22 protein-coding genes are annotated in these 26,691 nt (G+C 71.4%); 18 read left to right on the forward strand and 4 right to left on the reverse strand.

The genetic code is table 11. The annotated features are described in order from the left end of the window. Positions 1–229: 229 nt before the first annotated feature. From IE311_RS04205 to IE311_RS04220, 4 genes are read right to left on the reverse strand one after another with little or no spacing between them, the layout of a single operon-like run. Positions 230–463 (reverse strand): phosphopantetheine-binding protein, encoded by a 234-nt coding sequence (locus IE311_RS04205; RefSeq protein ID WP_189830149.1) that lies wholly within the window; start codon positions 461–463, stop codon positions 230–232. Between the two features lie 23 nt (positions 464–486). Continuing rightward, on the reverse strand, positions 487–1,680 hold the full coding sequence (locus IE311_RS04210) for a cytochrome P450 (protein ID WP_189830150.1): 1,194 nt from the start codon (positions 1,678–1,680) through the stop codon (positions 487–489). Positions 1,681–1,686: 6 nt separating this feature from the next. Then, positions 1,687–2,721 carry a methyltransferase gene (locus tag IE311_RS04215; RefSeq protein WP_189830151.1) on the reverse strand — a complete coding sequence of 345 codons (1,035 nt, stop codon included), beginning with the start codon at positions 2,719–2,721 and terminating at the stop codon, positions 1,687–1,689. Continuing rightward, complete coding sequence (locus tag IE311_RS04220) at positions 2,718–4,208, reverse strand: AMP-binding protein (RefSeq protein WP_189830152.1); 1,491 nt, start codon at positions 4,206–4,208, stop codon at positions 2,718–2,720. The genes IE311_RS04215 and IE311_RS04220 overlap by 4 nt, the downstream gene beginning before the upstream one ends. A 219-nt stretch (positions 4,209–4,427) precedes the next feature. Between IE311_RS04220 and IE311_RS04225 the strand changes: the two genes are divergently transcribed. The 18 genes from IE311_RS04225 to IE311_RS04305 all read left to right on the forward strand — a co-directional run bounded on the left by IE311_RS04225 (position 4,428) and on the right by IE311_RS04305 (position 26,687). After that, positions 4,428–5,438: a VOC family protein gene (locus IE311_RS04225; protein WP_189830153.1), complete on the forward strand. Its 1,011-nt coding sequence runs from the start codon at positions 4,428–4,430 to the stop codon at positions 5,436–5,438. Next, on the forward strand, positions 5,435–6,544 hold the full coding sequence (locus tag IE311_RS04230) for an alpha-hydroxy acid oxidase (RefSeq protein ID WP_189830154.1): 1,110 nt from the start codon (positions 5,435–5,437) through the stop codon (positions 6,542–6,544). The genes IE311_RS04225 and IE311_RS04230 overlap by 4 nt, the downstream gene beginning before the upstream one ends. After that, positions 6,541–7,869 (forward strand): aminotransferase-like domain-containing protein, encoded by a 1,329-nt coding sequence (locus IE311_RS04235; protein ID WP_189830155.1) that lies wholly within the window; start codon positions 6,541–6,543, stop codon positions 7,867–7,869. Before IE311_RS04230 ends, IE311_RS04235 begins: the two co-directional genes overlap by 4 nt. Positions 7,870–7,874: 5 nt before the next feature. After that, positions 7,875–8,942: an N-acetylneuraminate synthase family protein gene (locus IE311_RS04240; protein WP_189830156.1), complete on the forward strand. Its 1,068-nt coding sequence runs from the start codon at positions 7,875–7,877 to the stop codon at positions 8,940–8,942. Next, positions 8,926–9,735, forward strand: a complete 810-nt coding sequence (locus IE311_RS04245) for an SDR family oxidoreductase (protein ID WP_189830157.1) — start codon at positions 8,926–8,928, stop codon at positions 9,733–9,735. The genes IE311_RS04240 and IE311_RS04245 overlap by 17 nt, the downstream gene beginning before the upstream one ends. Before the next feature lie 26 nt (positions 9,736–9,761). Next, positions 9,762–11,723, forward strand: a complete 1,962-nt coding sequence (locus IE311_RS04250; RefSeq protein ID WP_189830158.1) for a transketolase family protein — start codon at positions 9,762–9,764, stop codon at positions 11,721–11,723. Then, positions 11,699–12,373: an RraA family protein gene (locus IE311_RS04255; RefSeq protein ID WP_189830159.1), complete on the forward strand. Its 675-nt coding sequence runs from the start codon at positions 11,699–11,701 to the stop codon at positions 12,371–12,373. Before IE311_RS04250 ends, IE311_RS04255 begins: the two co-directional genes overlap by 25 nt. After that, on the forward strand, positions 12,373–13,263 hold the full coding sequence (rfbD, locus tag IE311_RS04260; protein ID WP_189830160.1) for a dTDP-4-dehydrorhamnose reductase: 891 nt from the start codon (positions 12,373–12,375) through the stop codon (positions 13,261–13,263). The genes IE311_RS04255 and rfbD overlap by 1 nt, the downstream gene beginning before the upstream one ends. Further along, positions 13,263–13,907 carry an HAD family hydrolase gene (locus tag IE311_RS04265; RefSeq protein ID WP_189830161.1) on the forward strand — a complete coding sequence of 215 codons (645 nt, stop codon included), beginning with the start codon at positions 13,263–13,265 and terminating at the stop codon, positions 13,905–13,907. The genes rfbD and IE311_RS04265 overlap by 1 nt, the downstream gene beginning before the upstream one ends. Before the next feature lies 1 nt (position 13,908). Further along, positions 13,909–15,189 (forward strand): L-lysine 6-transaminase, encoded by a 1,281-nt coding sequence (lat, locus tag IE311_RS04270; protein ID WP_189830162.1) that lies wholly within the window; start codon positions 13,909–13,911, stop codon positions 15,187–15,189. 123 nt (positions 15,190–15,312) lie between these two features. Further along, a complete protein-coding gene (locus IE311_RS04275) occupies positions 15,313–15,528 on the forward strand; it encodes an MbtH family protein (protein WP_189830163.1) in 216 nt (71 codons plus the stop codon). A 363-nt stretch (positions 15,529–15,891) separates the two neighbouring features. Beyond that, positions 15,892–16,023: a hypothetical protein gene (locus tag IE311_RS37035; protein ID WP_268257170.1), complete on the forward strand. Its 132-nt coding sequence runs from the start codon at positions 15,892–15,894 to the stop codon at positions 16,021–16,023. A gap of 65 nt (positions 16,024–16,088) precedes the next feature. Beyond that, positions 16,089–18,869 (forward strand): helix-turn-helix transcriptional regulator, encoded by a 2,781-nt coding sequence (locus IE311_RS04280; protein ID WP_229901714.1) that lies wholly within the window; start codon positions 16,089–16,091, stop codon positions 18,867–18,869. Between the two features lie 397 nt (positions 18,870–19,266). Continuing rightward, a complete protein-coding gene (locus IE311_RS04285; protein ID WP_189830164.1) occupies positions 19,267–22,209 on the forward strand; it encodes an AfsR/SARP family transcriptional regulator in 2,943 nt (980 codons plus the stop codon). 305 nt (positions 22,210–22,514) lie between these two features. Beyond that, complete coding sequence (locus IE311_RS04290) at positions 22,515–22,832, forward strand: hydroxyisourate hydrolase (RefSeq protein ID WP_189830165.1); 318 nt, start codon at positions 22,515–22,517, stop codon at positions 22,830–22,832. Positions 22,833–23,542: 710 nt separating this feature from the next. Beyond that, on the forward strand, positions 23,543–23,905 hold the full coding sequence (gene uraH, locus IE311_RS04295; RefSeq protein WP_189830166.1) for a hydroxyisourate hydrolase: 363 nt from the start codon (positions 23,543–23,545) through the stop codon (positions 23,903–23,905). Between the two features lie 287 nt (positions 23,906–24,192). After that, positions 24,193–25,209 carry a helix-turn-helix domain-containing protein gene (locus IE311_RS04300; RefSeq protein WP_229901715.1) on the forward strand — a complete coding sequence of 339 codons (1,017 nt, stop codon included), beginning with the start codon at positions 24,193–24,195 and terminating at the stop codon, positions 25,207–25,209. Positions 25,210–25,892: 683 nt separating this feature from the next. After that, positions 25,893–26,687, forward strand: coding sequence for a 2-keto-4-pentenoate hydratase (locus IE311_RS04305; protein WP_229901716.1), 795 nt, complete (start codon positions 25,893–25,895; stop codon positions 26,685–26,687). Positions 26,688–26,691 lie beyond the last annotated feature (4 nt).

Below are 26,691 nucleotides of genomic sequence, written 5' to 3' on the forward strand. Positions count from 1 at the left end.
GATCGGAGTCGGGCGGTGTCGTACGTGCCGGGCCGATCGGCCCGGCACGTACGACGGCTTCCACGGGCCGATCCGGCCCGGACGGCTCGGCGCCTCCGGGCCGATCCGCCCCGGGCGGTGGCGTCCTCGACCTGCGGCTCCTCCACGGGACACCGGTGGGGCCGGGCGGGCACACGCACAGGACGGCGGGAGCGAGGAATCCGCTCCCGCCGTCCTGTGGTTCGGCGTCTCAGGGTCGACCCGGTGCCGCCCCGGCCGCGGCGAGCCGCTCGGTGAAGTCCGCCAGGACGGGATGCTCCAGCAGGACCCTGACCCGGACCGTGATGCCGAGGCGTCGGCGCACCGCGGCCACCACCTCCATGGCGGCCAGCGACTGACCGCCCAGGGCGAAGAAGTCGTCGTCGTCCTTGACCGGGACGCCCAGAACCTCCTGCCAGATCTCGGCGACTGCGGTGGTGTCCATCGTCCATCAGCTCCTTGACGGGCTCACGCCGGGCTCAGCCGCACCGGCAGACGTGTCAGTCCATGAATGAAGTTGCCGGTGCTCCACACCGGCTCGCCGGCCGGGGCGATCGTGCGCACCCGCCGGACGAGCGCGGTCAGCAGCGCGGTCAGTTCCAGCCGGGCGACCCGGGACCCGACACAGACATGGGGCCCCCAGCCGAACGCGAGATGCCGGTTGGGCGTGCGGTCGGGCCGGAAGACGTCCGGGTCGGCGAAGACGGCCGGGTCGCGGTTGGCCGAGCAGATCCAGGCGGTCACCCGCTCGCCGGGGAGCAGCTCGGTGCCGGAGACCGTCACCGGACGGGTCACCGTGCGCAGCGCGTGCAGGCCGGGGCTGGTCCAGCGCAGGATCTCCTCGACGGTGGTGGGCAGCAGTTCCGGCGACGCGCGCAGCTCCGACCACAGATCGGGCCGGTCGCCGAAGACCAGCAGCGCTCCGGCCGCCGAGTACCGGACGGTCTCGCTCGCGCCGGTCAGCACGCCGCTGCAGTTGAGGATCAGCTCGTCGTCGGTGAGGTCGCCGCCGGCCGCGAGCAGGGCGCTGATCAGGTCGTCGCCGGGGCGGGCGCGGCGCCGGTCGATCAGATCGGCGAAGTAGCCGAAGATCTCCGCGTTGGCGTCCAGCCGGTCGATCGGGTCGGGGGAGTCCAGGCCGTCGGTGGTGAGCCGGCCGATCAACGGCCAGTCGGCCCGGGGCAGGTCCATCATGGCGCAGATGACCTGGTTGGGCAGTCGCTCGGCCAGATCACCCACGGCGTCCCGGACCAGGGACCCGTCCGCCGGCCCGCCGCCGTCCGCCCCGACGACCTCGTCCACGAGGTCGGTGACCCCGGCGACGATCCGGTCGTGCCAGAGACGCAGCGCCGCCGGGGTGAACGGCGCACCCACCACACGGCGGATGCGGCCGTGCCGCGGCGGGTCGCTGACCACCATCATCCGGTCGGCGACCAGGTCGGCCGCCTCTCCGGACCCGCCGAGCCTGATGCCGGCGCGGGAACTGAACGTCGCAGGATCACCCAGGACCGCCAGGACGTCGTCGTAGCGGGAGGCCACCCAGAACCCAGGACCGTGCGGTTCCGGATGCCGGGTGAGCCCGGGACGGGTACGCAGCTCCGCCAGCTGGTCGAGGTACCGGTATCCGGAGAAGACGTCCGGTGCGAGCAGGTCGATGTCCATCGCCGGTCAGCGAGCCTCGATCACGGAGAACGGGGACTCCGGGATGGCCAGGACCTGGTGCGTGCGGTAGCCGGCCGCCTCCAGGATCCGGGTGAACCCGGCCCGGTCGCGCTCCCGTCCACCGGTGAGGACCATCATCCCTAGGTCGCTCCAGTGGCTGACGTGCTGGGTGCCGTCCTCCGGCACCAGCATCTCGATCACCAGCAGCCGGCCGCCGGCCGCCAGCGCCCGCCGGCTCGACCGCAGGATGTCCACCGCCTGCTCGTCGGTCCAGTCGTGCAGGACGCTACACAGCAGGTGGGTGTCCGCGCCGGTGGGCACGGCGGCGAAGAAGTCACCGGGCACCGCACGGCAACCGGGGACACCGCCGCGGAGATTCACCTCGTCGATCACCGAGGGGCGGTCGAACAGGATGCCGCCCGCGTGCGGGGCCACCGAGAGGATCTCGCCGAGGAGGAAGCCGTCGGCGCCGCCGATGTCGAGGATGGTCTCCGACCGGGACCAGTCGACGGCCTCGGCCGCCTGCCGGTACAGCCGGCCGGTACGTTCCCGCATCCGGCGCAGGAACGCGACGTTCGCGCCGCGCCGGGTGTTCTTGACCCCGAAGAAGCCGCCGTCGCCGCCGTCGAAGGACGCCGCGCCGGTACGGAAGGTGTCCGTGGCGCGCAGCCAGGCCAGCTGGCTCTCGGCGTTGACCAGCGAGGCGGAGAGGCTGCGGGGGTCGTCGCGGCGCAGCCGCGCGCCGAGAGCGGTGAGCCGGAAGCCGGTACCCGGGTCGCCGGCGAAGAACCCGGCCGTGGCGAGGGCGGACAGCAGCCGGCTCAGGGCGTCGGGGTCGGCGTCGATGAGGTCCGCGGTGATCGCCACGGGCTGTGCGGTCGAGAAGTCCATCACGTCGGCGACGCCGAGTTCGACGGCGATGCGCAAGGCGTGCGGCAGGACCGCGACCATGCTGTCGTCGACGAGCGTGAGGTAGTCCCGCACGATCCTGTCGGTGGTCTCGACGCAAGCGGTATCGGTGGTATCGGTGTTCGTGGTCATCGTCTGCCCCTTTCCTGGGCCGGGACGCGCAGAAGTTCGGTCACGGCTCGGTGGTCGACCTTGCCGTTGGCGTTGTGGGGGAGTTCGTCGAGGCGGCGTACCAGATCGGGCACCAGATGGCCGGGGAGCCGCTCGCGCAGTTCCGCACGCACCCGGTCCGGGTCCGCTTCGCCGGTGAAGGCCAGTGCCAGGCGCTCGTGGGCGCCGCCGCGGCCGGGCAGGGCCACCGCCACGCAGTCGCGCACGCCGGCGCGGTCCGCGGCGTGGCTCTCCACCTCGCCCAGCTCCACCCGGTAGCCGCGGATCTTCACCTGCCGGTCCGCGCGTCCCAGGAAGTGCAGTACCCCCTCGGCGTCGCGTTCCGCGCGGTCACCGGTGCGGTAGACCCGCGTCGGCGCCCCCTGGACGTCGACCGTGACGAACCGCTCGGCGGTGCGTTCCGGGTCGTGCAGGTATCCCTGGGCCAAACCCGCTCCCGCGACACACAGTTCGCCGTCGATCAGGTGGACCTCGGTGCCCGGCACCGGCCGCCCGATGGGCACACCGTGCGGCCGGTCGCAGTCCTCGGGCCGGATGTGGTGCATGGTGGCGAAGGCGAAACTCTCCACCGGGCCGTAGCAGTTGTGGACGGTCGTGTCCGGGTGGCTCAGCAGCAGCGTGCGCACCGGCTCGGGCGCCAGCCGTTCACCGCCGATGAACATCAGGTCGATCCCGCGGAAGCAGTCCGGATCCAGCCGGACCAGCAGGTTCACCACGGACGCGACCAGGACGAGGGTGTTCACGCCGTGTCGTTCGACCAGCTCGCGCAGGGTGTCCGGCAGCAGGTGCTCGTCGTCCGGCAGCACCACGGTGCCGCCCCGGGACAGCATGCCCCACAGTTCCAGCCCACAGGCGTCCCACCCGACCGGGGCGAGCTGCGGCAGCACCCGCCCGGGGGCGAAGGCCGCCAGAGGGCCGCTGTCGAAGAGCCGCAGCACCGCCCGGTGCGGAGTCACCACCCCCTTGGGGGTGCCCGTGCTGCCGGAGGTGAAGAAGACACAGGCCGGGTCGTCCGGCCCGATGTCCGCCGGGACCGGACCGTGCCCGGGTGCGGGCGTGGCCGGTGGCGTCCAGCACGGAGCGCCGGCGAGCGGGGTGTCCGTGATGAACAGCGGCGCCCTCAGCAGGCGCAGCAGTTCCCGTACCCGCTCGTCCGGCCACTTCACATCGATGGGGCAGTACGCCGCACCCGTCTTCAGCACGGCCAGGAGGAGGGTCACCATCCGGGCCGAGCGGGTGATGCGTACCGGCACGAGGCATCCCGGTCCCACCCCTGCCTCGACGAGTGCCGCGGCATAGGAATCGGCCGTCGAAACAAGTTGGGAATAGGTGACCGGGCCGTTGTCGTCAATCAGCGCAATGTGGCCGCCATATTCAGCCGCGCGCTCGTCGAGTGCCTGATGAATCAGCACGTACCGCTCCTTGTCCGCAGCTTCGATCGCACGCATACTCACCTGTCACGATGACCTGCGCAACCCCTATGAACCCCATAGCGGAGACCCCGACACCCAAGTGCGGGAAGGCCTGTTCCGCACTGTTCGGCGGTCGGCGGCGGAGCGCATTGACATTCTTCTCCGCCCGTCCGTAGCGTTTTTCCGTCGCGGTACCGGGAACTGGCAATTCTTGATTCCCGCCGTGGAAACCGATTACCGAGCCTTGGGGGATTCATGTCGTTCACGCCCCAGACCAGAAATCAGCCCGCCGTCGACGCCGGGATCGACCACATCACACTTTCCGTCGGTGACGCCCACGCCCGTGCGGCCGAGTTCGTCGACCGCTACGGCTTCGAGGTCATAGCCGCCGGCGAGACTCCGGAGTTCACCGCCGTGGCGGTGGGACAGCGCGACGTCGTCCTCCTGCTCCTGGAGGGCCGCACCGACGACCACCCCGCCACCCTGTTCACGGCCCGGCACGGCGACGGCGTGAGCGACATCGCGCTGCGGGTGGCGGAGTCGGACCGCCCGGCGCTCGAAGCCTTCGGCGACGTGACGCACACCTTCGTGAGCCGGACCGCCGGTGAACCCTGGTCGCTGCCCGGCATCGAACCGGTGCCCACCGAGGCGACCGCGGAGACCGCGGAGCCGGCCGGGCGCCACCTGCTCCGCGTCGACCACATCGCGGTCTGCCTGGAGACCGGCGAACTGGACGGCACCGTCGAGTTCTACCGGCGGGAACTGGGCTGGCAGGTGGTGTTCGAGGAGGACATCCACGTCGGTGCCCAGGCCATGCAGTCCAAGGTGGTGCAGAGCCCGAACACGCTGGTGACGCTGACCCTGCTGCAGCCCATGAGCGGCGCCGTCCCGGGCCAGATCGACGACTTCCTGAAGAAGCACGGCGGCGGCGGTGTGCAGCACCTCGCCTTCGCGGTGCCGGGCATCGTGGAGGCGGTGGCCGACCTCGGCAGCCGCGGCGTGCGGTTCCTGGCCACTCCCGACTCCTACTACGAGGACCTCGAGGAGCGGCTCGGGTCGTCCGGCTACGCGGTGGAGGAACTGCGGAGGCACAACGTGCTCGCCGACCGGGACCACGACGGTGAGCTGTTCCAGATCTTCACCCGGTCCGAGCACCCGCGCCGTACCCACTTCATGGAGATCATCGAACGTCGCGGCGCGACCACGTTCGGCAGCAACAACATCCGCAAGCTCTACGAGGCGGTCGAACGACAGGACCAGGCGTGACGAGCGGACCGGGCGTCCTGGCGCCGGATCCGCTCAGCCTCGCCGACGTCGAGGAGCGCGCCCGCGCCGTGCTGTCGCCCGAGGTGTACGACTTCGTGGCCGGCGGAAGCGGCGGCGAGACGACGCTGAACGCCAACCGGACCGCGTTCGACCGGTGTCACCTCGTCCCTCGGGTCCTGTCCGGGGTGGACACCGCCGACACCACGACCACCTTGCTGGGGGTCCCCGCGTCGATGCCCGTCGCGGTGGCGCCCATGGCGTTCCACTCGATGGTGCACCCGGCCGGCGAACCGGCGGTGGCCCGCGCGGCGGCCACGGCCGGCGTGCCCTTCACGGCGTCGACCCTGGCCGGCCGACCGCTGGACGAGCTGGCCGGCGCCGACGGCGACCTGTTCCTCCAGCTGTACTGGCTGCGCGACCGGGCCCGCACCGAGTGGCTGATCGACGAGGCCGAACGCCTCGGCGCCCGCGCCCTGATCATCACCGTGGACGTTCCGTTCATGGGCCGGAGGCTGCGCGATCTGCGCAACGGGTTCGCCGTGCCGGCACACGCCGCACCGGTGAACCTGGCCGACGCGCAACGCGGTGTCGGGCAGAGCGTCGGCGGGCACGCCGCCGCGGTGATCGACCCCACCCTGTCCTGGTCCGACCTGGAACAGGTGCGCCGGCGGACGCGACTGCCCCTGGTGCTCAAGGGAGTTCTCGACCCGGCGGACGCCCGGCGCGCGGTGGACCTCGGCGCGGACGGCCTGGTGGTGTCCAACCACGGCGGCCGGCAACTGGACGGCGCCGTACCCAGCCTCCTGGCCCTGCCCGCGATCCGCGAGGAGGTCGGGGACGCCTGCGAGGTCCTGCTGGACAGCGGTGTGCGCAGCGGCACGGACGTGCTGCGCGCGCTGGCCCTCGGCGCCTCCGGGGTGCTGCTCGGCCGGCCGGTCCTGTGGGGACTGGCCTCCGGCGGAGAGCCCGGTGTGACCGGTGCGCTGGAACTGCTGCGCACCGAACTCGAGGTGTCGATGGCCCTCGCCGGCGTGCCGGACGTGGCCGCGGCCGGGCGGCTCGGCGTGCGCTGGGCGCCCGGAACCAATGAACGGGAGGAGCCATGACCGAGGCGTCCCACGCCTCGACCGCACGGCCGGGGACGGTGCTGGACCTGGCCGAGCTGCACGGGTCGCTGTCCGATCCGGCGCTGCTCTCGATGAACCTGCTGAACGAGGTGTCCGACCAGTACCCGGACGCGATCTCCTTCGCGCCCGGACGGCCCGACCCCGGCGGCTTCGCGGTCGAGGACGTCCACCGGTACCTGCGCACCTGGACCGAACACGTCACCGACGGCACGGCCCGGGGCGCCGAGACGGCCCGCAACCGGCTCTACCAGTACGGCAGGACGAAGGGGGTGATCCAGGATCTGGTGGCCCGCAACCTCGCGACCGACGAGAACATCCATGTCGACCCCGAGTCGATCCTGGTCACCGTCGGCTGCCAGGAGGCCATGGTTCTGGTGCTGCGCGCGCTGCGCGCCGGCGAGCACGACGTGCTCCTCGCCACGTCACCGGCCTATGTGGGCATCACCGGTGCGGCCCGCCTGGTCGACATGCCGGTGGTGCCGGTCGACAGCGGGGCCGGGGGCATCGACCTGGACGACCTGGCGGCCAAGGTGCGGGGCGCGCGCGAGGCCGGTCTGCGGCCCCGGGCGTGCTACCTGGTGCCCGACTTCGCCAATCCGACCGGGCTCAGCCTCGATGTGCCGACCCGCCGCCGGCTGCTGGATCTGGCCGCCGAGCTGGACATCCTGATCATCGAGGACAACCCGTACGGCTTCTTCGGCGACGGCGCGCCCCCGAAACCGACGCTCAAGTCACTGGACGAGGGCCATCGGGTCGTCTACCTCGGCTCGTACGCCAAGACCGCCCTGCCCGGCGCCCGGATCGGCTACGTGGTGGCCGATCAACCGGTCGTCCGGGCGGGGGAGACCGTCGGCACCCTCGCCGACGAGCTCTCGAAGATCAAGAGCATGATCACGGTCAACACCCCGCCGATCGCCCAGGCGGTCATCGGCGGCAAGTTGCTGGAGAGCGATTTCGCACTGCGCGAGGCGAACAAGGACGCCACCGCGCGGTACGGACAGCGGCTGCGCCACCTGCTCGACGGGCTGGCGGCGCGGTTCCCCACGACGTCGCCGGTGACCTGGAACCGACCGGACGGCGGATTCTTCCTGGTCGTCACGGTGCCGTTCGTCGCCGACGACGACCTGCTCGCCTACTCGGCCAAGCGGCACAAGGTCATCTGGACGCCGATGCACCACTTCTACGCGGCGGGGGGCGGAGTGCGGCAGTTGCGACTGTCCTGCAGCTCGCTCACGCCGGAGAAGATCGACCTCGGTCTGGACCGGTTCGCTTCGCTGGTGACCGACCTTCTGGAGAGGACCTGACAACCATGAGAGCTCTGACCGTAAACGAGCGGATCGTCTCGGACGACACCGACGCCTATGTGATCGCGGAGATCGGCCACAACCACGAGGGTGACCTGGGCAAGGCGGAGGAGCTGGTACGCCAGGCCGCCGCGGCCGGAGCCAGCGCGGTCAAACTGCAGAAGCGGAACAACCGCTCGCTGTACACCAAGGCGATGTACGACTCCCCCTACACCGGGCGCAACAGCTACGGCCCGACGTACGGAGCGCACCGCGAGTTCCTCGAGTTCGGGACGCACGAGTACACCCATCTCCAGCAGCTGTCCGCCGAACTGGGCGTGGACTTCATCGCCACCGCCTTCGACTTCGCCAGCGTGGACTTCCTCGCCGAGCTCGGCGTGCCGGCGATCAAGATAGCCTCCGGCGACATCAGGAACACACCGCTCCTCGCCTACGCGGCGAAGGTCGGCAAGCCCCTGATCGTGAGCACCGGCGGCGCCGACATGGAGTCGGTGCGGCGCGCCTGCGGCACCGTCCTGCCGATCAACCCGGACCTCGCGCTGCTGCAGTGCACGGCGACGTACCCGACCGAGCCGGAGGAGTTGAACCTGGCGGTGCTGGGCACCTACCGGGCCGAGTTCCCGGACACGGTCATCGGCTACTCCGGGCACGACATCGGCCCGTGGGCCGCCTGGACCGCGTACGCTCTCGGCGCCCGGGTGGTGGAGAAGCACGTCACCCTCGACCGCACCCGGCCCGGCAGCGACCACAAGTTCTCGCTGGAGCAGGCGGACATCGCCGAACTGGTCGACGGACTGCGCCGGGTACGGCGCTCGCTGGGCAGCGACGAGAAGCGGGTCCTGCCGGCGGAACGGCCCGCGATGAACAAGATGGGCAAGAAGCTGGTCACCCAGGGGGACCTGCCGGCGGGGCACCGCCTCACCCTGGAGGACGTGGCGATCAAGTCCCCGGGCGACGGGCTCACTCCCGACCGCCTCGCCGACGTCGTGGGCCGCCGCCTCTCCCGGCCGCTGGCCGCCGACGCCGACATCACCCTGGACGACCTGGTGGACGGCGATGCCGGCCGCGATTGATCTGACCGGATCGGTCGCCGTCGTCACCGGCGTCTGCGGACGGCTCGGGGCGGTGTGGGTGGAAGCCCTGCTGGGCGCCGGCGCCGATGTGGTGGGCCTGGACGTACGGGACACCGTCGGGCCGGAGCTCCGGGCGGTGCTGGACGGGCACGACCCCAAGCGGTTCCTGCCGCTGGTCGCGGACATCACCGACACCGACAGCCTGCGCCGCGCGCTCGACGACTGCCTCGAACGGGCCGGAGAGCCGACCGTACTCGTCAACAACGCCGGCATCGACAGTCCACCGTCGGCCGACGGCGCCGGCTGGCGCTTCGAGGACATCCCGGACGAGGTGTCCGGCGGCGTCCTCGCGGTCAACGCCCAGGGGACGCTGCGGATGTGCCAGGTGTTCGGGTCGAGGATGGTCCACAACGGCGGCGGATCCATCGTCAACATCGGCTCGATGTACGGCGGCCTCGCACCCGACCCCCGGATGTACGAGCACCTGCCGATGGAACCGCCGTTCCTGAAACCGCCCGCGTACGGCATGTCCAAGGCCGGCGTCGCCTCCCTCACCCGGTACCTCGCGGCACTGTGGGGTCCGTCCGGGGTGCGGGTCAACACCTTGTCGCCGGGCGGCGTACTGGGCGCGCAGGACCCGGTCTTCCGGGCGAAGTTCGACGCCCGCGTCCCCCTGCGGCGGATGGCCCGCACCGAGGATCTGACCGGCCCGCTGCTGTTCCTCGCGTCCGACCTGAGCCGCTATGTCACCGGGACCGAACTCGCCGTGGACGGCGGGTTCGGCTGTTGGTGACACCGACCCCTCCACGAGGAGAAGCCATGGACAGGTCCCTGGCCTGGATACCGCGCGCGGAATTCGCGCGCGTCCTGGACGAAGTCGTCGATCCGCACGAAAGAGCCCTCGCCTTCGGGGCGATGACCCGGATCAACACCCTCTACATGATCGCGCGTGCCGGCTCGGGACACATCGGTTCCAGCTTCAGCGCCGCCGACGTGGTCGGCTGGCTGCTGCTGGAGGAGCTCGACCGGCCGTTCGAACCCGACGGAGACGTGTACTTCTCCTCGAAGGGACACGACGCGCCCGGACTGTACGCCGCGATGATCGCGCTCGGGCACCTCGACGAGGACCTGCTGCACCGGCTGCGGCGGATCGACGGACTGCCCGGACACCCCGACGTCGGCACCCCCGGAATGCCCTTCAACACCGGTTCCCTGGGCATGGGCATCTCCAAGGCGAAGGGCCTGATCCTCGCCCATCGCCTGGCCGGCCGGACCTCCCGGGTCGTGGTGATGACCGGGGACGGCGAACTGCAGGAGGGCCAGAACTGGGAGGCACTGCCCAGCGCCGCGCGCTACGGCATGGGCGAGCTCACCGTCGTGGTCGACCACAACGGCCTCCAGTCCGACACCTTCGTCACCGACGTCAGCGACCTCGGTGACCTGGCGGGCAAGTTCACCGCGGCCGGCTGGGGCGTGCTGCGGTGCGACGGGCACACCCCCAAGCAGCTGGAGCAGGCCTTCGCCCTCCGCGCCGCGGAGCACCCGGACCGGCCCGTGGTGATCATCGCGGACACGGTGAAGGGCGGCGGCTGCCCCACGTTCGCCGCCACCTCGATGGCACCCGGCGAATGGCGCTACCGCCACCACAGCGGCGCCCCGAGCCCGCAGGACCACGACTCCGCCCACCGGGAGCTGCTCGACACCGCCGACGAGATACTCCGCGGGCGCGGCCTGCGGCCGCTCCGGCCGGTCGTGAGCACCGTGGACCTGCCGGTGAAACCGTCCGGGGTACGGCTGCCCGAGCTGTACGGCCGGCTGCTCACCGAGGCGGCGCACGAGGACCCGAGGATCGTCGCGCTCGACGGCGACCTGGTGCTGGACACGGGCCTGATCCCGTTCCGCGAGGCCCACCCGGACCGGTTCGTCGAGTGCGGCATCGCCGAGCAGGACATGGTCTCGACGGCGGGCGGACTGGCCGCGGGCGGTCTGCGGCCGTTCGTGCACTCCTTCTCCTGCTTCCTGCACGCGCGGCCCAACGAGCACATCTACAACAACGCCACCGAAGGGCGGCCGGTGGTCTACGTCGGCTCGCTCGCCGGGCTGCTGCCCGCCGGCCCCGGTCACTCGCACCAGGCGGTCCGCGACGTGTCGGCGCTGAGCGCCGTCCCCGGTCTGACCGTCCTGGAACCGTCCCACCCCGCCCAGCTCGCCGCCGCCCTGAGCCACTGCCGATCCACCTCGGACAGCGTCTATCTGAGGCTCTCCAGCCAACCGGTCCCCGAGGAACTCGCCGCGCTGCCGCCGGCCCCCCTGGTGGTCGGCCGGGGACAGGTACTGCGTACCGGCGGCCGGGCGGTCGCGTTCGGCGCCGGCCCGGTGGTCCTCGCGCAACTGCTGGGCGCCGCCGACCTGCTCGCCGCACAGGACATCGAGCTGACCGTGGTCGACCTGCCCTGGCACAACCGGATCGACCCGGCCTGGCTGGGCGAGCTGCTGACCGGCATCGGGCACGTCTTCGTGGTCGAGCACCAGTACGGCAGCGGGGGGCAGGCCGACCTGATCGCCCGCCACCTGCTGGAGACGGGCGCCGGGGACGGGATCGCCTTCCGCGGCATCGGCCTCACCGAGGTGCCGCGCTGCGGCACCGACGCGGAGGTGCTCGCCGCACACGGCATGGACGCGGCGCACCTGGCCCGCCAGATCGGCGCGGACGTCCTGGGCCGCACCCTCACCACCCAACCGACGGGAGAAGCATCGTGGAAACTGTCCGCAACGAACTGAACCGCCCGCCCCTGGAGACCGTCGAGGGCTTCCGCGCGGTCCTCGCCGAGTACAGCCCGAGCTGCCTGGTCACCGACGCGCGGCGACGGGTCGGCGCGATCGGCGGGCTGCTGCCGGTGAAGCACCACCACAAGATCGCCGGACCGGCCCTCACCGTCAACCTCTCGATCGACGACCTGGTCGACTGCATGCCGGTGCTGGCCCAGGCGCAGCCGGGCGACGTGATCGTGGTCGCCTGCCACGGCACCACCCGCACCGCGATGTGGGGCGGCCTGATGTCCACCCTCTCGCGGCAGATCGGTGTGGCCGCCGGCATCGTCGACGGAGCCATCCGCGATGTCGACGAGATCCGCGACCTCGACTTCCCGGTCTGGTACCGCAGCACCGTCCCGAGGCCCTCGCCGACCGCCGTGCACGACCGCACCGAGCCGGTCCAGGTGAACGTGCCGGTGATCATCGACGGCCAGGTGATCAACCCGGGGGACATCGTGGTCGCCGACGAGAACGGCATCGCGGTCGTACCGCAGGACGAGGCCGAGACCGTACTCGCCCACACGAAGATGAACATCAGCAGGGAACGGGTGATCCGCGAGAAGATCAGCTCCGGCCTCTCGGTCCCCGAACTGATCGCCGAGTTCGGACACCTGTGATGCGCGTCTACCTCACCGGCGCGGACGGGATGCTGGGCACCGCACTGCGCCAGGAGCTCGCGACGCGGCCGGAGACCGCCGACTGGCCCGTCCTCGGAGTGTCCCTCGCCGACTTCGACATCGGCGACGAGACCGCCGTCCGGGACTCGATCGACGCCTTCCGGCCCGACGTCGTGGTGCACACCGCCGCGAACGCGGTGGTGGACTCCTGCGAACGCGACCCGGCGCCGGCCCTGCGCGTCAACGTGGGCGGCACCCATCACGTCGCGGAAGCCTGCCGACGCCACGGCAGCCGGCTGATCTACATCTCCAGCGACTACGTCTTCGACGGCCGGGCACCCGGGCCGGCCGGGTACAACGAGAGCGACCTACCCGCCCCGGTCAGCGTGTACGGCCTGAGCAAACTGGGCGGCGAGCGGATCGTCGAGGCCGTGCCCGACCACCTCGTGGTCCGCACGTCCTGGCTGTACGGCGGAACCGACCCGCGTCTGGACCAGGTGCTCGCCGCCGCTCAGGAGTTCCTCGACGGCGGCAGGCCGCGACTGATCGACGACCAGTTCAGCAGCCCGACCTACCTCCCCGACCTGGCGTCCGCGCTGGTACGGCTGCTGCCCGGCGCACTGGCCGTCCGCGGCCTGCTGCACATCGCCAACCGGGGCCGGGCGAGCTGGTACCAGGTGGGCATGGCCCTCGCCGAGCGCCTCGGCACCGCCCACCCGGTGCCGATGTCCATGGCCGAAGCCGGTTTCGTCGGCGGCAGACCACGCGACTCCCGCCTGGACAGCACCCGCGCGGCCGCCTTCGTCCACGCCATGCCCCACTGGACCGACGCCCTCGCCCGGTACTGCGCCCTGCTCACCGCGGGGGACCGAGGGCCGGTGAACCACTGATGCCCGAGCCGTTCCTGCTGCTGGACTTCGACGGTGTCGTGTGCGACACCGAACGGGCCGCGCTGCTGGCCTGGCAGGACCTCTACGACCGGCTCGAAGTGCCCCTCACCCCCGGGACACGGGCCGGGATGCTGGGCAACTCGGCCGGAGCCAGGGTCGCACTGGACGACCTGGCCACCCGGCTGGGCCGGCCGGTCGGGGACCACGAGTGGGCCTGGCAGCGACAGCGCAGGGCCGCCCGGTGCGCCACCGCACCGGCCCGGCCCGGCGTCGAACGGCTGCTGCGCACCGCCGAGGCGTCCGCGATCGTGTCCAGCAGCCCGGCCGCCTGGGTGGAGGAGCACCTGCGGCGGCTCGGGCTGCGCCGGCACTTCGCCTTCCTGGTGACCGGCGACGACACCGACCGGCACAAACCCGAACCGGACCTCTACCTGCTCGCGCTGGAACGCGCCGGGGTGGAGGCCGACGGCGCGCTGGCCGTCGAGGACTCCCCGAGAGGGGTCCGCGCAGCCCGCGCCGCCGGTCTCCGCTGCGTGGCCGTGCCCTGGGAGCCGGCCGGGGCGGCCGAGCTGGCCGGGGCCGACGCGGTACTGCCCAGTCTCGACGAGCTGGACCTGCGGCACTATCGGCGTAGCGAGGTGTGACATGGAGATCACGGCGGACAACGCCCTGGAGGAACTGTCCCGGCACGTCCTCATGGACGGCCTCGACCTCGTACTGGACCTGGAGCGCAGCCGCGGCAGCACGCTGGTCGACGCGCGCGGCGGTGAGGAGTACCTCGACCTCCTCACGTTCTACGGCTCGCTGCCCCTGGGCATGAACCACCCCGGCATGGCCGACGACCCGGAGTTCCTCGCCGAACTCACCCGGGCCGCACTGCACAAGGTGACCAACTCCGACATCTACACCGTGCAGTACGCGCGGTTCACGGAGGCGTTCCGCAGGGTCCTGGGCGACCCGAGGCTGCCGCACCTCTTCTTCATCGACGGCGGCGCCCTGGCCGTGGAGAACGCCCTCAAAGTGGCCTTCGACTGGCGCGCGCAGAGACGGGGACCCGACCCCGCCCCCCTCGAAGTCCTGCACATGGAGGGCGCCTTCCACGGCCGCAGCGGCTACACGCTGAGTCTGACGAACACCTCGCCCACGGTGACCGCCCGGTACCCGGCGTGGACGTGGCCGCGCGTTCCGGTGCCCGGGCCCGGCGGCGAACGAGAGGCGGTCGAGGCCGCGCGACGGCACCTGGCCGAGCGCGGAGACCGGATCGCCTGCTTCATCGCCGAGCCCGTCCAGGGAGCCGGCGGCGACCGGCATCTCGGCAGGGAGTTCCTGCTGCGCATGCAGGACCTGTGCCACCGGTACGACGTGCTGTTCGTGCTCGACGAGGTGCAGACCGGCTGCGGCCTGTCCGGCGCGCCGTGGACCTACCAGCGGCTCGGGCTCGAACCGGACGTGGTGGCCTTCGGCAAGAAGACCCAGGTGTGCGGTCTGATGGCGGGCGGCCGGGTCGACGAGGTGCCCGAGGGCGCACTGGCCGTGCCGGACCGGCTCGGATCCACCTGGGGCGGCAACACCGCGGACATGGTGCGGGCCACCCGGATCCTGGAGATCATCGAGCGGGACGGCCTGATGGACGCGGCCGAGACCAAGGGCCGGCACCTCGGCCGGCTGCTCGACGAACTGGCCGCGGCCCACCCGGCGCTGGTGAGCGACGTCCGCGGTCTGGGGCTGATGTGGGCCTTCGACCTGCCGGACACGGCGCTGCGCAACGAGGTCCTGGGCCGCCTGCGCCGCTCCCACCGGGTGCTGCTGCTTCCCGGCGGGCCACGCGCCGTACGGTTCCGCCCGGCACTCACGGTCGGTCTCGACGACCTGGACAAGGGCGTCGCCGCGGTCGACGCGGTCCTCACCTCGATGAGCGTGCGGTGAACGCCACGCGGTGCCGGGGGGAGACGGCATCGCGTACGGGCATGTAGGGGTTGTCAGGAGTTTGCCGTGCTACAAGAATGCGGGCAGCTCAATCTCGGCAGGAACAAAGGAGTGCGTCGGCTCATGAGTAATCCGTTCGAGGACGAGAATTCCTCATACCGCGTTCTGATCAATGCGGAAGAGCAGTATTCATTGTGGCCGGATTTCGCAGAGGTCCCGGCCGGCTGGACCGTCGCCCTGCCGAGTACGACCCGGCAGGCGTGCCTGGACTACGTCAACGAACACTGGGTCGACATGCGCCCCAAGAGCCTCGTCGAGGCGATGCGCCAGGCCGGCTGACGCATCGGCCCAGGAACAGCCAGGGATCACGCGGCCGGGCCGTGTGATCCCTGGCCGCGTTCCGCGCCCGCCCGCACCGCGCCGGCGGGCCCCGCCCCAAGGCAGGGCCGACGCCGCCCGGAACACCCTCTCCGCGAACGCCCCCGGATTCCCCGCCTCGTCGGCGGCTGACTCCCGCCGGGAATCCACCACCCGACGCCGGTCGTTCCGCATTCCTTCCGTACGCGCCCGCACCACGGCGGACAGCCGCCTCCCGCGGCGACCGATAGCGCGCTGATAGCCGGTCGATGAGCAGGCCGTGAAACATGGGTCACGTCGGCGACCGGAACGCCCGGTCCGCGGGTGTTGACGGCATGAGGCGAGATGACGACCACCGCGCAGGCCCTCGACGGGGCACGCGACCGAACGGCGCGGGACTCCTTCGACGGCGACCGGTACTTCTCCCGGCCCCCGCGGTTCGACGGCGGGGGCGCGAAGCGGAGACGCATGCGCTGACGGCGTGGCACGCATGCGACCTACGGCCTGGCCGAGGAACGGATTTCCCTCTTTCGCACCGACCCATGGAGGAGTTCGCGGTGGAACTGGTGGAGCGCGAAGCACCGTTGGCGCTACTGACCGCGCTGGCCGAACAGGCGCGGGACGGACACGGACGTGCCGTGCTGGTCCACGGACCGGTGGCGGCGGGCAAGAGCGTACTGGTGCACCACTTCGCCGATCGCGCCCTGAGTCTGGGAATGCTTCCGTTGTCGGCGCTGGGATCCAAGGACGAGCGGCACCTGACCCTGGGGGTGGTGCGGCAGCTGGTGGACGACGCGCCGCTGGACTCCGGGGACCGGGCGCGGGCCGTGGCACTCATCGAGGAGGGCGTGCGCGCCGCCCAGCGCCGGGACACCGGCGGACAGCCGGACGACGACATCGTGCACGGGCTCTGCACCGTGTTCCTGGAACTGGCCGAACGCTGCCCGCTGTACATCGCCGTCGACGACGTGGAACAGGCCGACCAGGCCTCGCTGACATGCCTGGCCTACCTGGCCAGGCGCCTGAACAGCGCCCGGGTGCTCGCCGCGTTCACCCACGGCGGGCACGGGTGCGACACCGGGTTCCGCTTCGGCGCCGACCTGATGCGACAGCCCAACTGCCACCGTGTCGAGGTGACGCAGCTCTCCGCCACGGGAGTGTGGCAGCTGACGGCCCAGCATCTGGGCAAGGGGACCGCCGACGAGCGGGCCACGGACTGGCACGCCTACAGCGGGGGCAACCCCCTGCTCGTCGAAGCACTGGTCCGCGACCACCTGGGCGGTGGCGAGGCGGGACCGCGCTACCGCGAGGCCGTACTGTCCTGCCTGCGCCGCCACCGCCCGGAGATGATCCGGGTGCTGAGCGGCTACGTGGTGCTCGGCGGGCCCGACAACCTGGACCGACTTCTGGACCTGAGTCCGGCGCGGACCACGGAGGCGGTGCGCGAGCTGATCGCCGGCGGACTGCTCACCACCGACGGATTCCGGCACGAGACGGCCCGCGAGGCGGTGGCCGGCGCCATCGACGCCGACGAGCTCGCCCGGCTCCACGCCCGCGCGGCGGTCCTCGCCCACGAGCGCGGCGCCGGCACCGCGGTGATCGCCGGACACCTGCTCCACGCCGGTGCGCCGGCCGACGACGGCGTGCTGCAGGAGCCGTGGGCGCTTCCCGCCCTTGAGGACGCCGCGGCGCACGCCCTGCGCGGAGCCGCGGCCGACCGCGCGGTGGACTGCCTCCGGCTGGCCCGGCTCGTCTGCGTGGACCCGCTCCGGCGGGCACGCATCACCGCCGCCCTGATCCGGGCCGAGTGGAGCATCAACCCCGGTGTGTCCACCGGCCGGCTCGGCGAACTCGTCGACGCCATGCGCAAGGGCTGTCTGCGCGGTGCCGACGCGCTCACGCTGGCCCGGGCGCTGCTCTGGCACGGCCGCTTCGAACAGGCCCAGGAGGTCCTCGGCCACCTGGCCCGATCCGGGCAGGCGACCGATCCCGAGACAGCCACCGAACTGCAGATCACCCGGCGACGGCTGCGGCACACCTACCCGTCGTTCCTGGCCGTGCTCGGCCCGAAGCCCGGTGCCGGACGTCCCCCCACGCACTCGGTGAGCGCCGACCGCCGACTGCAGGCGGTGTCCGCGCTGGCCGCCGTACTCGGTGAAGGTCCCCATCAGGAGGCCGTCGACGTGGCGCAGCGGGTGCTCCACGGCACGCGGCCGGAAGAGCTGTCCACCGAGACCGTCGAAAGCGCCCTCCTCACCCTCGCCTACAGCGGACGGGCCGAACGCGCGACGGCCTGGTGCGATCTGCACCTGGACCGGATGCTGCTGCGGCACACGCCGGGCAGACGGGCGAGGCTCGGCGCCGTACGGGCCGAGATAGCCCTGCGCCGGGGCGACCTGACCGACGCCCGGCGGTACGCGAGCGAGGCGCTCGCCACTCTGCCGGCGATCAGCTGGGGAGTGACCGTCGGCGCGCCCCTCAGCACACTCGTTCTTGCCACCACCGCGATGGGCCGCTACGACGAGGCGCAGATCTATCTGGACCACCGCGTTCCGGAGGCGATGTTCGAGACCCGGTACGGCATGCACTACCACTACGCGCGGGCGCGGTTCGGAATCGCCACCGGCTACCTGGACATGGCGCTGGAGGACCTGCGCCGGTGCGGCGCCAAGCTGTCCCAATGGGGGATGGACACACCCGGCCTGATCCCGTGGCGCACCGACGTCGCCGAGGTCTATCTCGGACTGGGCCGCCCGGACGACGCCAGGCGGATGCTCCAGGAGCAGTCGGCCAGGTTCCCCGTCATGCCCAACCGGGTCCGCGGCATCGCGAGCCGGGTCCTGGCCGGAGCCGGCGCCCCCGCGCACCGGCCGACGCTGCTGCGCCAGGCGGCCGAACTGCTCCAGTCGGACGACGGCGACCGATACGAACTCGCCCTGGCCTTCGCCGATCTGGCCCGCGCCTATCGGACCCTGGGCGAGTTCCGGCGTGCCGCGGCGGCCGAGCGCCGCGCGGTCATCGTGGCCGCCGACTGCCACGCCGAGGCACTGGTCAGGGGCCTGGCGGTGGAGAGCGCCGGCGCGCTGCCGGCACCGGCCGACGACGGTGACGGCCTCACCGAGGCGGAGCGCCGCGTGGCCGCGATGGCGGCCGTCGGCTGTTCCAACCGGGAGATCGCCGAGGGTCTGCACGTCACGGTCAGCACGGTCGAGCAGCACCTGACGCGCACGTACCGCAAGCTCCGTATCAGCCGTCGCGCCGACCTGCCGTCCCTGCTGGGCGGACCGGTGATGGGAGACCTCACGGACGCACGCAGGCGGTGAGCACGGGGCCCGGCCCGAGAGGGCGGGGCCCGGTCCGACCGGGCGGGGAGGAGGAAGCGCCATTCCTCGGCGCCCGTCCCTTGGGAGAAATTCCGGCCACATTGGCTCAACAGCCTTCTTGAACCCCGTAGCGAAACACGGTGTCCTTCTCGCCACCGAATCCCCGGCCACTTCAGAAACACGGTTCACTGGACAGAGCCGACCGGGTTAGGTAGATATGACGTTGGTGCGGAGCTGACCGGCGGAAACTATGGCGTGGATGTGAAGGACGGTCATGCGCTTTCGATTACTCGGGCCGTTGGAAGTGGTCGGACCCGGTGGCCCAGCGCTGATCACCGCCGAGCGTCAGCGAATCGTTTTGGCGGTTCTCCTGCTGGAGCCCAATCGGATCGTTCCCATGGGGCGGCTCGTCGACGCGGTCTGGGGTGTGTCCCCACCGCCCACGGCGCGCGCCCAGATCCAGATCTGTGTCTCCATCGTCCGCGCGAGCATGGCGAAGGCCGGTCTGCCCGACGTCATCCAGACCAGGTCGCCGGGCTACTTCGTCGAGGTCGGGGACGACGAGCTGGACCTCCATGTCTTCGAGCGCGCCGCGTCGGCCGGACGCACCGCCGCGGAGGCCGGCCGCTTCGAGGAGGCGGCGTCCGCCTTCGAGACCGCGCTGGGACTGTGGCGCGGCTCGTCGTGCTTCGGCGGGGGCATCGCCAGCACGGTGCTCCAGGCTCCGGCCGCGCGTCTGGACGAACAGCGGCTCACCGTGGTGGAACAGTGGGTGGACGCGCGGCTGGCCCTCGGTCTGCACCAGCAGCTCGTGGCGAGGCTGATCGACCTGGTCATGCAGAACCCGCTGCGTGAACACCTGCGTGCCCAGCTCATGGTGGCGCTGTCCCGGTCGGGCCGTCAGGCCGAGGCGCTCGAGGTCTACCGGCGGGGCCGGCGCGAGCTGATCGACGAGCTCGGCATCGAGCCGGGGGAGGAGCTGCGCCGGCTGCAGGAATCGATTCTGTCCGGCCGGCTGGACGGCGCGCCACCGGTGAACGTGCCGTCCGTGGCGCGGGTCCTGCCCGCGATGCCCGCGGGGCCTGCGGAAACGGCGGCGCGGACGGGGGCGCCGGCCGCTCAGTCGGCGGGCGCGGCGGTCGTCGAGCCACCGGCCGTGCCCCGCCTGCTGCCCGGTGCGATCGCCGACTTCGCCGGACGTGACGAACTGCTCGCCAGTCTCAAGGAGGCGCTGGAACGGGACACCGAGTCGTCGTACGCCCTGCGGATCGTCTCGATCACCGGCCGGGGAGGAGTCGGCAAGACCACCCTCGCGGTGCACCTCGGACACTCCCTGGCGAATCGATTCCCCGACGGCCAGATGTTCGCCAAGCTGCGCGGACCCTCGGCCCAGCCGATCCTTCCCACCCGCATCCTCGAGCGCTTCCTGCGCTGTCTGGGAATACCGGGCTCGGCCATGCCGTCGACCATCGAGGAACGGGCGGAACTGTTCCGGAACCTCGTCGCCGACCGGCGCATGCTGATCGTTCTCGACGACGCCATCGACGAGGAACAGGTGCGCTGGCTGCTGCCCGGCTCGTCCAACTGTCCGGTTCTGATCACCAGCCGGTCCCGGCTGGCCGGTCTCGAGGGCACGAGCTCCGTCCAGATCGACGTGTTCTCCACCGAGCAGGCACTGGAACTGCTCAGCCGGATCCTCGGCTCCGAGCGGATCCACAGCGAACTGCCCAGCGCCCTGCAGCTGATAAAGCTGTGCGGCAACCTCGCCCTGGCCCTGCGGATCGTGGCGGCGCGGCTGGTCACACGGCCGCACTGGCCCCTCAGCAAGATGGCCGCGCGGCTCCGTGACGAACGCCAGCGCCTGGACGAGCTGACCCACGGCGGGGTCGGTGTCCGCGCCGGGCTCGCCATGGTCTATCAGGGACTGCCCTCCGACGCGCAGCGCCTCTTCCGGCGCCTGTCCATGCTGGAGGCGGCGGAGTTCTCCAGCTGGGTCGCCGCACCCCTGCTCGACGTCGCCGTGGGGGAGGCCGAGGACGTCCTGGAGTTCCTCGTGGACGCCCAGCTCGTCGATGTCGAGGTGGCCAAGGGCCGTCGCCCCCGCTATCGCCTGCACGACCTGGTCCGGGTCTACTCCCAGGAGTGTCTGGCCGAGCACGAGAACACCGCCGAGAGAGCGGTCGTGCTCTGCCGGGTGCTGAGCACATGGCTGCTCCTGGTCGAGGAGGCGCACCGGCGGGCCTACGGCGGGGACCACACGCTGATCCACGGAACCGCCCCGCGCCCCGTGCTGGACGAGTCGGTGATCGACCGTGAACTCGCCGATCCGCTCCGGTGGTTCGAGGACGAACGGGCCAGTCTGATCACCGCGGTCCGGCAGGCCGCCGGCGCCGGTCTCGACGAGCTGTGCTGGGATCTGGCGCTGACGCTGGTGACGCTCTTCGAGATGTACGGCTACTTCGACGACTGGCGCACGACGCACGAGATCGCGCTCGCGATCACCCGGCACAACGACAACCGCCGTGGCCAGGCGGCGATGCTGTACTCCCTCGGCGCCCTGCACATGTTCGAGTACAAGCTGGACGAGGCGCGAGGCAGGCTGGGGCCCGCCTGCGAGCTGTTCCGTGAGGTCGGCGACGTGCACGGCGAGGCACTGGCGCTGCGCAATCTCGCCTTCGTCGACCGGATCCAGGGCCGTCTCGACGAGGCGATGGCGGGGTACGAGAAGGCGCTGGTCATGCTCTCCGAGGTGAACGACTCGACCGCCGAGGCACATGTGCTGAGCAACATGGCCCAGATCCATCTGGACCGCGGCCTCATCGCGGAGGGGAAGCAGACCATGGCGGCCGGCCTCGCCGCGGTGGAGCGCTCGGGCAACAGACGGGTGCGCGCGCAGATCCTGTGCCGCCTCGGAGAGGCGCATCTGCAGATCGACGAGGTGACCGAGGCCGAGTACGTGTTCACGCAGGCGCTCGAGACCGTCCGCTCGGTCGGCGACCCGGTGGGCGAGTGCTACGCACTGCGCGGACTGGCCATTGTCCGGTCGCGCCAGGGCAGTCACGGCACGGCTTACGAGATCCTGGAACAGGCCATGGTGATCGCCTCCCAGGCCCGTGAGTACCTCGCCATCGGCCGGATCCAGCTCTCGCTCGGTGAGGTGGCCGCGGACAGGGGAAGCTACGGAAGCGCCAAGGAGCACCTCGCCGCGGCACTGGACATCTTCGGCCGGATGCAGGCCACCAAGTGGCGGGAACAGACGTTACGCCTCATGAACGAGGTCTCCGAGGCGTCCGACGACGCGGCCGCGGCCGCCGCCTACGCACAGGCGAGCTCGGGCTGACACCGGGGTCCCGGGGCGACCGGCGGCAGACCGTTTTTCGGCCGTTCCCGGGTCCGACGGCCATGCCCGGGAACCCGGCATCGGAACCGGCCAGCCAGGTACGAAATTCGCACCGTCTCCTCCGGCGGCGTGGCACGATGCCCGCCTCGGAGGCGCGCTCCCTCCCGGCAGTGGATGCCGGGAGGCGGGAGGGAAGGAAGGACGCGTCGCGACGGCGGCGCGGCTGATGTTCGTGACGGGACGCATCCGGTGTCCCGTCCCACAAAGGATGCAATCGATGAGGCCGGTGTCAAGTGAAGCTCGGAGTGAGTGTCTCTGATGGAACCAATGGGCGGCCCGTCGACGGGTTGATGATCCGCATCGAACGGCCCCGCCTGGACGAGTGGCAGACCGTGTGGCACGGGCTGACCGGCAGGGACGGGCGGCTGGACCGCCCGTCCCTGCCGGAGGACACCCCCGGGCCGTTCCGGCTGGTCCTGGAGACCGACCGGTATTTCACGACGCTCGGGATGCGGCCCTTCTACAGTCACATCGCGGTCGCGTTCGCCGAGTGGGAGGCGGACCAGGAGATTCCGATCGTGATCGCCCCCCACGGATACGCGGTGTGCGCCGTCGGCCAGTAGCCGCGGCGCACGCGTGACGGACGACCGAGGACGACCCCATCCCGGTCATGTCCCCCGCGGTGGCGCGGCCCCGTGAAGCACGGCGATGTCGTCGCCGGCGCGGACGGAGCCCGTGCCGACTTGGACGAGGCGGCGGCGGGCGAAGGCGATCCCTTCCCCGAGCACCTCTCCGAGTGCGCGGACACATCCGTGGCCACCTCGCCGACCAGCGCCGATGGATGCGGCACGAGGATGGTCTCCCCCCAACACCGGACGCTTAGAGAGTACTTAGCGATCCAGTAGGGGGACGAGAAGGGAACTCACTAGAACTGGTGATGTCCACCCGGGTCTCCGGGTCACGAGTTTCCGTAAGGGAGATCGACATGCTGGCTCTGCTGAACACCCTGGCTGGATTCGCCGGCTTCTCCATCCTGGACGACACCATCTGGGGCTGATCGCCCGCCGCTTCGCGCGTGGTCGTCGCCGCGACCGTACGGTCGCCCGCGACGTCGCGCCGGGGAAGGGCCCGGCGGAGTGCCGCGAAGGGCACTCGGCAGCCCCCCATGACGCTCCGGCCCGGACACCGGACAGTCCGGAGCGTGCTGGACGGTCCGGACCGCATGCGGCCGGCGAGTGCCTTGACGTACATGTGACGCAGGATGTGATGCGGTGTTGACGGCATGTGAAGAGCGGCCGGTGAACGGCCCGTGGCGACCGGGAGGTGACGCCGGATGAGTATCTCGGTTCAGGTCATCGATTCCACCAACGGCTGCCCGGTCGCGGATCTGGCGGTGACCCTGCACACCCGGGAGCACGGCTCGTGGCACGAGGTGGCCGGGTCGCGGACCGACAGCGCGGGGAAGGTCGGCTCGCTGAGCGACCGGGCCCTGCCGTACGGCTCCTACCGGCTGGTCTTCGAAACCGGTGAGTACTTCGCCGAGCGGGCGGTCGACACCCTGTACGCGGAGGTCGTCGTCTCGCTCCACTACCAGGGCGATCCGAGCCGGCTGCACGTTCCGCTGTTGTTGAGCCCGTTCTCGTACACCACCTATCGCGGGAACGTCCCCAGGGCGGACCCGGTCGGCCAGGTCTGAGGCCACGCGGGCGCCGGAACCGTCGGCCCGCGGGGCGTTCGGCCTCGACGCGCCGGCCGGAAGGATCGCGGCCGGTCCGTGGATCGCCGACGCCGACGCCGAGCCCGACGCCGACACCGGGTGACGTGGTGACGCCCCGGGCCCGCCCCTGTCGCGACCTCGCCGATTCCGTCTGCGCGGAAGGGCGAAGGCCCGCTGTCAGGGCGCCTGCACATCCGGCGCAGGGACACCGCAAGCAGAAGGGGGTGGAGCAGTTGTTCGACGAATCGCAGTCGACGATTCACACGGTGCCGATCGAATCCCTGCTGCCGGCGGACTCGCCGCGACTGGAGGGGCTGAACGAGGGTCATGTACGGGCACTGGCGGAGAGCGGTGCCGCGTTCGAACCGATCCTCGTGCACCGGGCCACGGGACGCGTGGTCGACGGCATGCACCGGCTCCGGGCCGCCATGCTGCGCGGGGAACACCGCATCGCGGTCCGTCACGTCGACGGCGCGGCGGCCGATCTGTTCATCCGGTCCGTCCAGGCCAACATCGGCCATGGCCTTCCCCTGACGCTCGGGGACCGCAAGGCGGCGGTCCTGCGCATCCTCATGACTCACCCCCACTGGTCGGACCGGGCCATCGCCGCTGTCACAGGGGTGTCGCCGAAGACGGTAGGGGTCGTACGGGGGAAACGTTCGACTGAGGAATCTCCTCAGTCGAATCCCTTGGTCCCCCGTGTGGGCAGGGACGGCCGGGCCCGCCCGGCGGACATGCCGGAGCGACGGCAGAAGGCCCGGTCCCTGCTCGCGGAACGGCCCCGCGCGACCCTGCGCGAAGTGGCCCAGGAGGCGGGGGTCTCCGTCAGCACCGCGCACCGGCTGCGGCAGGAACTGCGGTCCTGCGCGGCGGTCCCCGACGCGGACGAGCGGAGACCGGCCGCGGTGGCCGTGGCCGAGGACCCCCCGTACCTCGCCTCGCTCGTGGTCGCGGCGTCCCAGCGATGCGCCGGCCTGACCTCGGTCCAGACCCCGCCGGAGCCCTCCTCGCGAGGGACCACGCGCGTCCGCGTACGGGCCATGGACGCGCTGTCCAACGACCCCTCGATCCGCTTCACGGACAGTGGCCGCGCCCTGCTGCGCTGGCTCAACATCCAGGCCCAGGGGCTCGCGGCGGGCGAACAGCTGCTGGCCGGCGTTCCCCCGCACTGCGCCCGAGCCCTCACCGAGGTGATGAGCCACTACGCCAGGGAGTGGGAACGCCTCGCCGCCGGGATGCAGCAGACCGACCCGGTCAACGGCTCCTGGCGAGCGGTCCGCTGAGACCGTCACCGGAGTGCCCCGTCGTGTGGACCGGAGTGCCCGCGGCGTGAACGCGTGCGCCCGTCCCGTGGACCGGAGTGCCCTGCCCCGTGATGCGGGGTGCCCGCCCCGTGAACCGGTGTGTCCCGCCCGGTGATCCGGAGTACCCGCCCTGTGAAAGGGCTGTCGCCGGCGACCGATCGTCGCATCCGGCCGTAAAGCCATGCCCGATCCCTTCCCCTTTGTTCTACGCGCGTCATCGACGCGCCTTGGCGCATTTCCAGGGATAGGTGGCGAATTTGAGAAACGACCGGTGACGAAGCTCACGTTTGGGCGGGGGATTGCACCTTCTTGGCTTCATTCACAGGGGGGACGGAGTGGTCAAAATGCTCAATTGCCGGACTCATAAGCATTGATGAAACCTTCTGCGGCGCTCACTTCGTGGCTACGGTGAGACGCGAAACGAGGGGGCAGGCATCGAGCCCCGGGCTCCACGGCCGTGCACCCCTCGCCCGGATCCGTTCTGCCGATCCGAGTGATTTCGGTCCGCGCGTCATGAACCTCGTGTTCCCCGGGAGCCGATGACAGTCCGTCAAGGGCTGGCCGGGGCCTTGGCCACGTCGACGCGGCGGAACGCGAGACGGTCCGCGCACAGGTGACCGGCGGGCCGTGCGGCAGGTGCGATGTGTTCTGACAGGAGCAGAGTGAACATCTCGGTGGACGACGTCAGAGTCAAGGCCAGGGCGCTCTACGAGTCACGCGCGACGGGCCGCCCCATCCCTCCCTTCACCGACGAGCATCCGGCGCTCGACATGAACGACGGATACGCCATCCAGCGGGAACTGGTGGGGATGCTGACCGCGGCCGGCGACACGGTCGTCGGCTACAAGGCGGGACTCACCTCCGTCCCGATGCAGGAGCTGTTCGGCGTCAGCACCCCGGACTACGGACCGGTGCTGGCCTCGACCGTGTACGAGAACGGGGCGACCACGCCCGACGGGGCGTTCATCGCCCCCAAGGTCGAGGCGGAGATCGTCTTCCGGCTCGGAGCTCCGCTGAAGGGGCCCGGTGTCACCGTGGCCGCGGCACGTGAGGCGATCTCCGAGGTCATGGCGGGGCTGGAGATCGTCGACTCCCGGATCGAGGACTGGAGGATCCGGCTCGCGGACACGATCGCCGACCTCGCGTCGAACGGCGCGGTGGTGCTCGGGCCCCCGGTCGCCCTGCCCGAGGACCAGGACGTGCGCCTCGTGGGCATGGCGTTCTCCCGCAACGGCGAACTCGTGGCGACCGGAGCCGGCGCCGCCGCCCTCGGGGACCCGGTCGCGGTCGTCGCCTGGCTGGCCAATGTTCTCGGCGAGCACGGTGTGACCCTCGAAGCGGGCCAGCTCATCATGACGGGCGCCCTCCACGCCGCGGTCGCCATGCGTCCCGGGGACAGCTTCGTGGCCGAGTTCGACCGGCTGGGCACCGTCACTCTCCACGTGGGCGACTCGTAGACCA

The organism is Streptomyces zaomyceticus (genome assembly GCF_014656215.1).
Taxonomy (GTDB): domain Bacteria; phylum Actinomycetota; class Actinomycetes; order Streptomycetales; family Streptomycetaceae; genus Streptomyces; species Streptomyces zaomyceticus.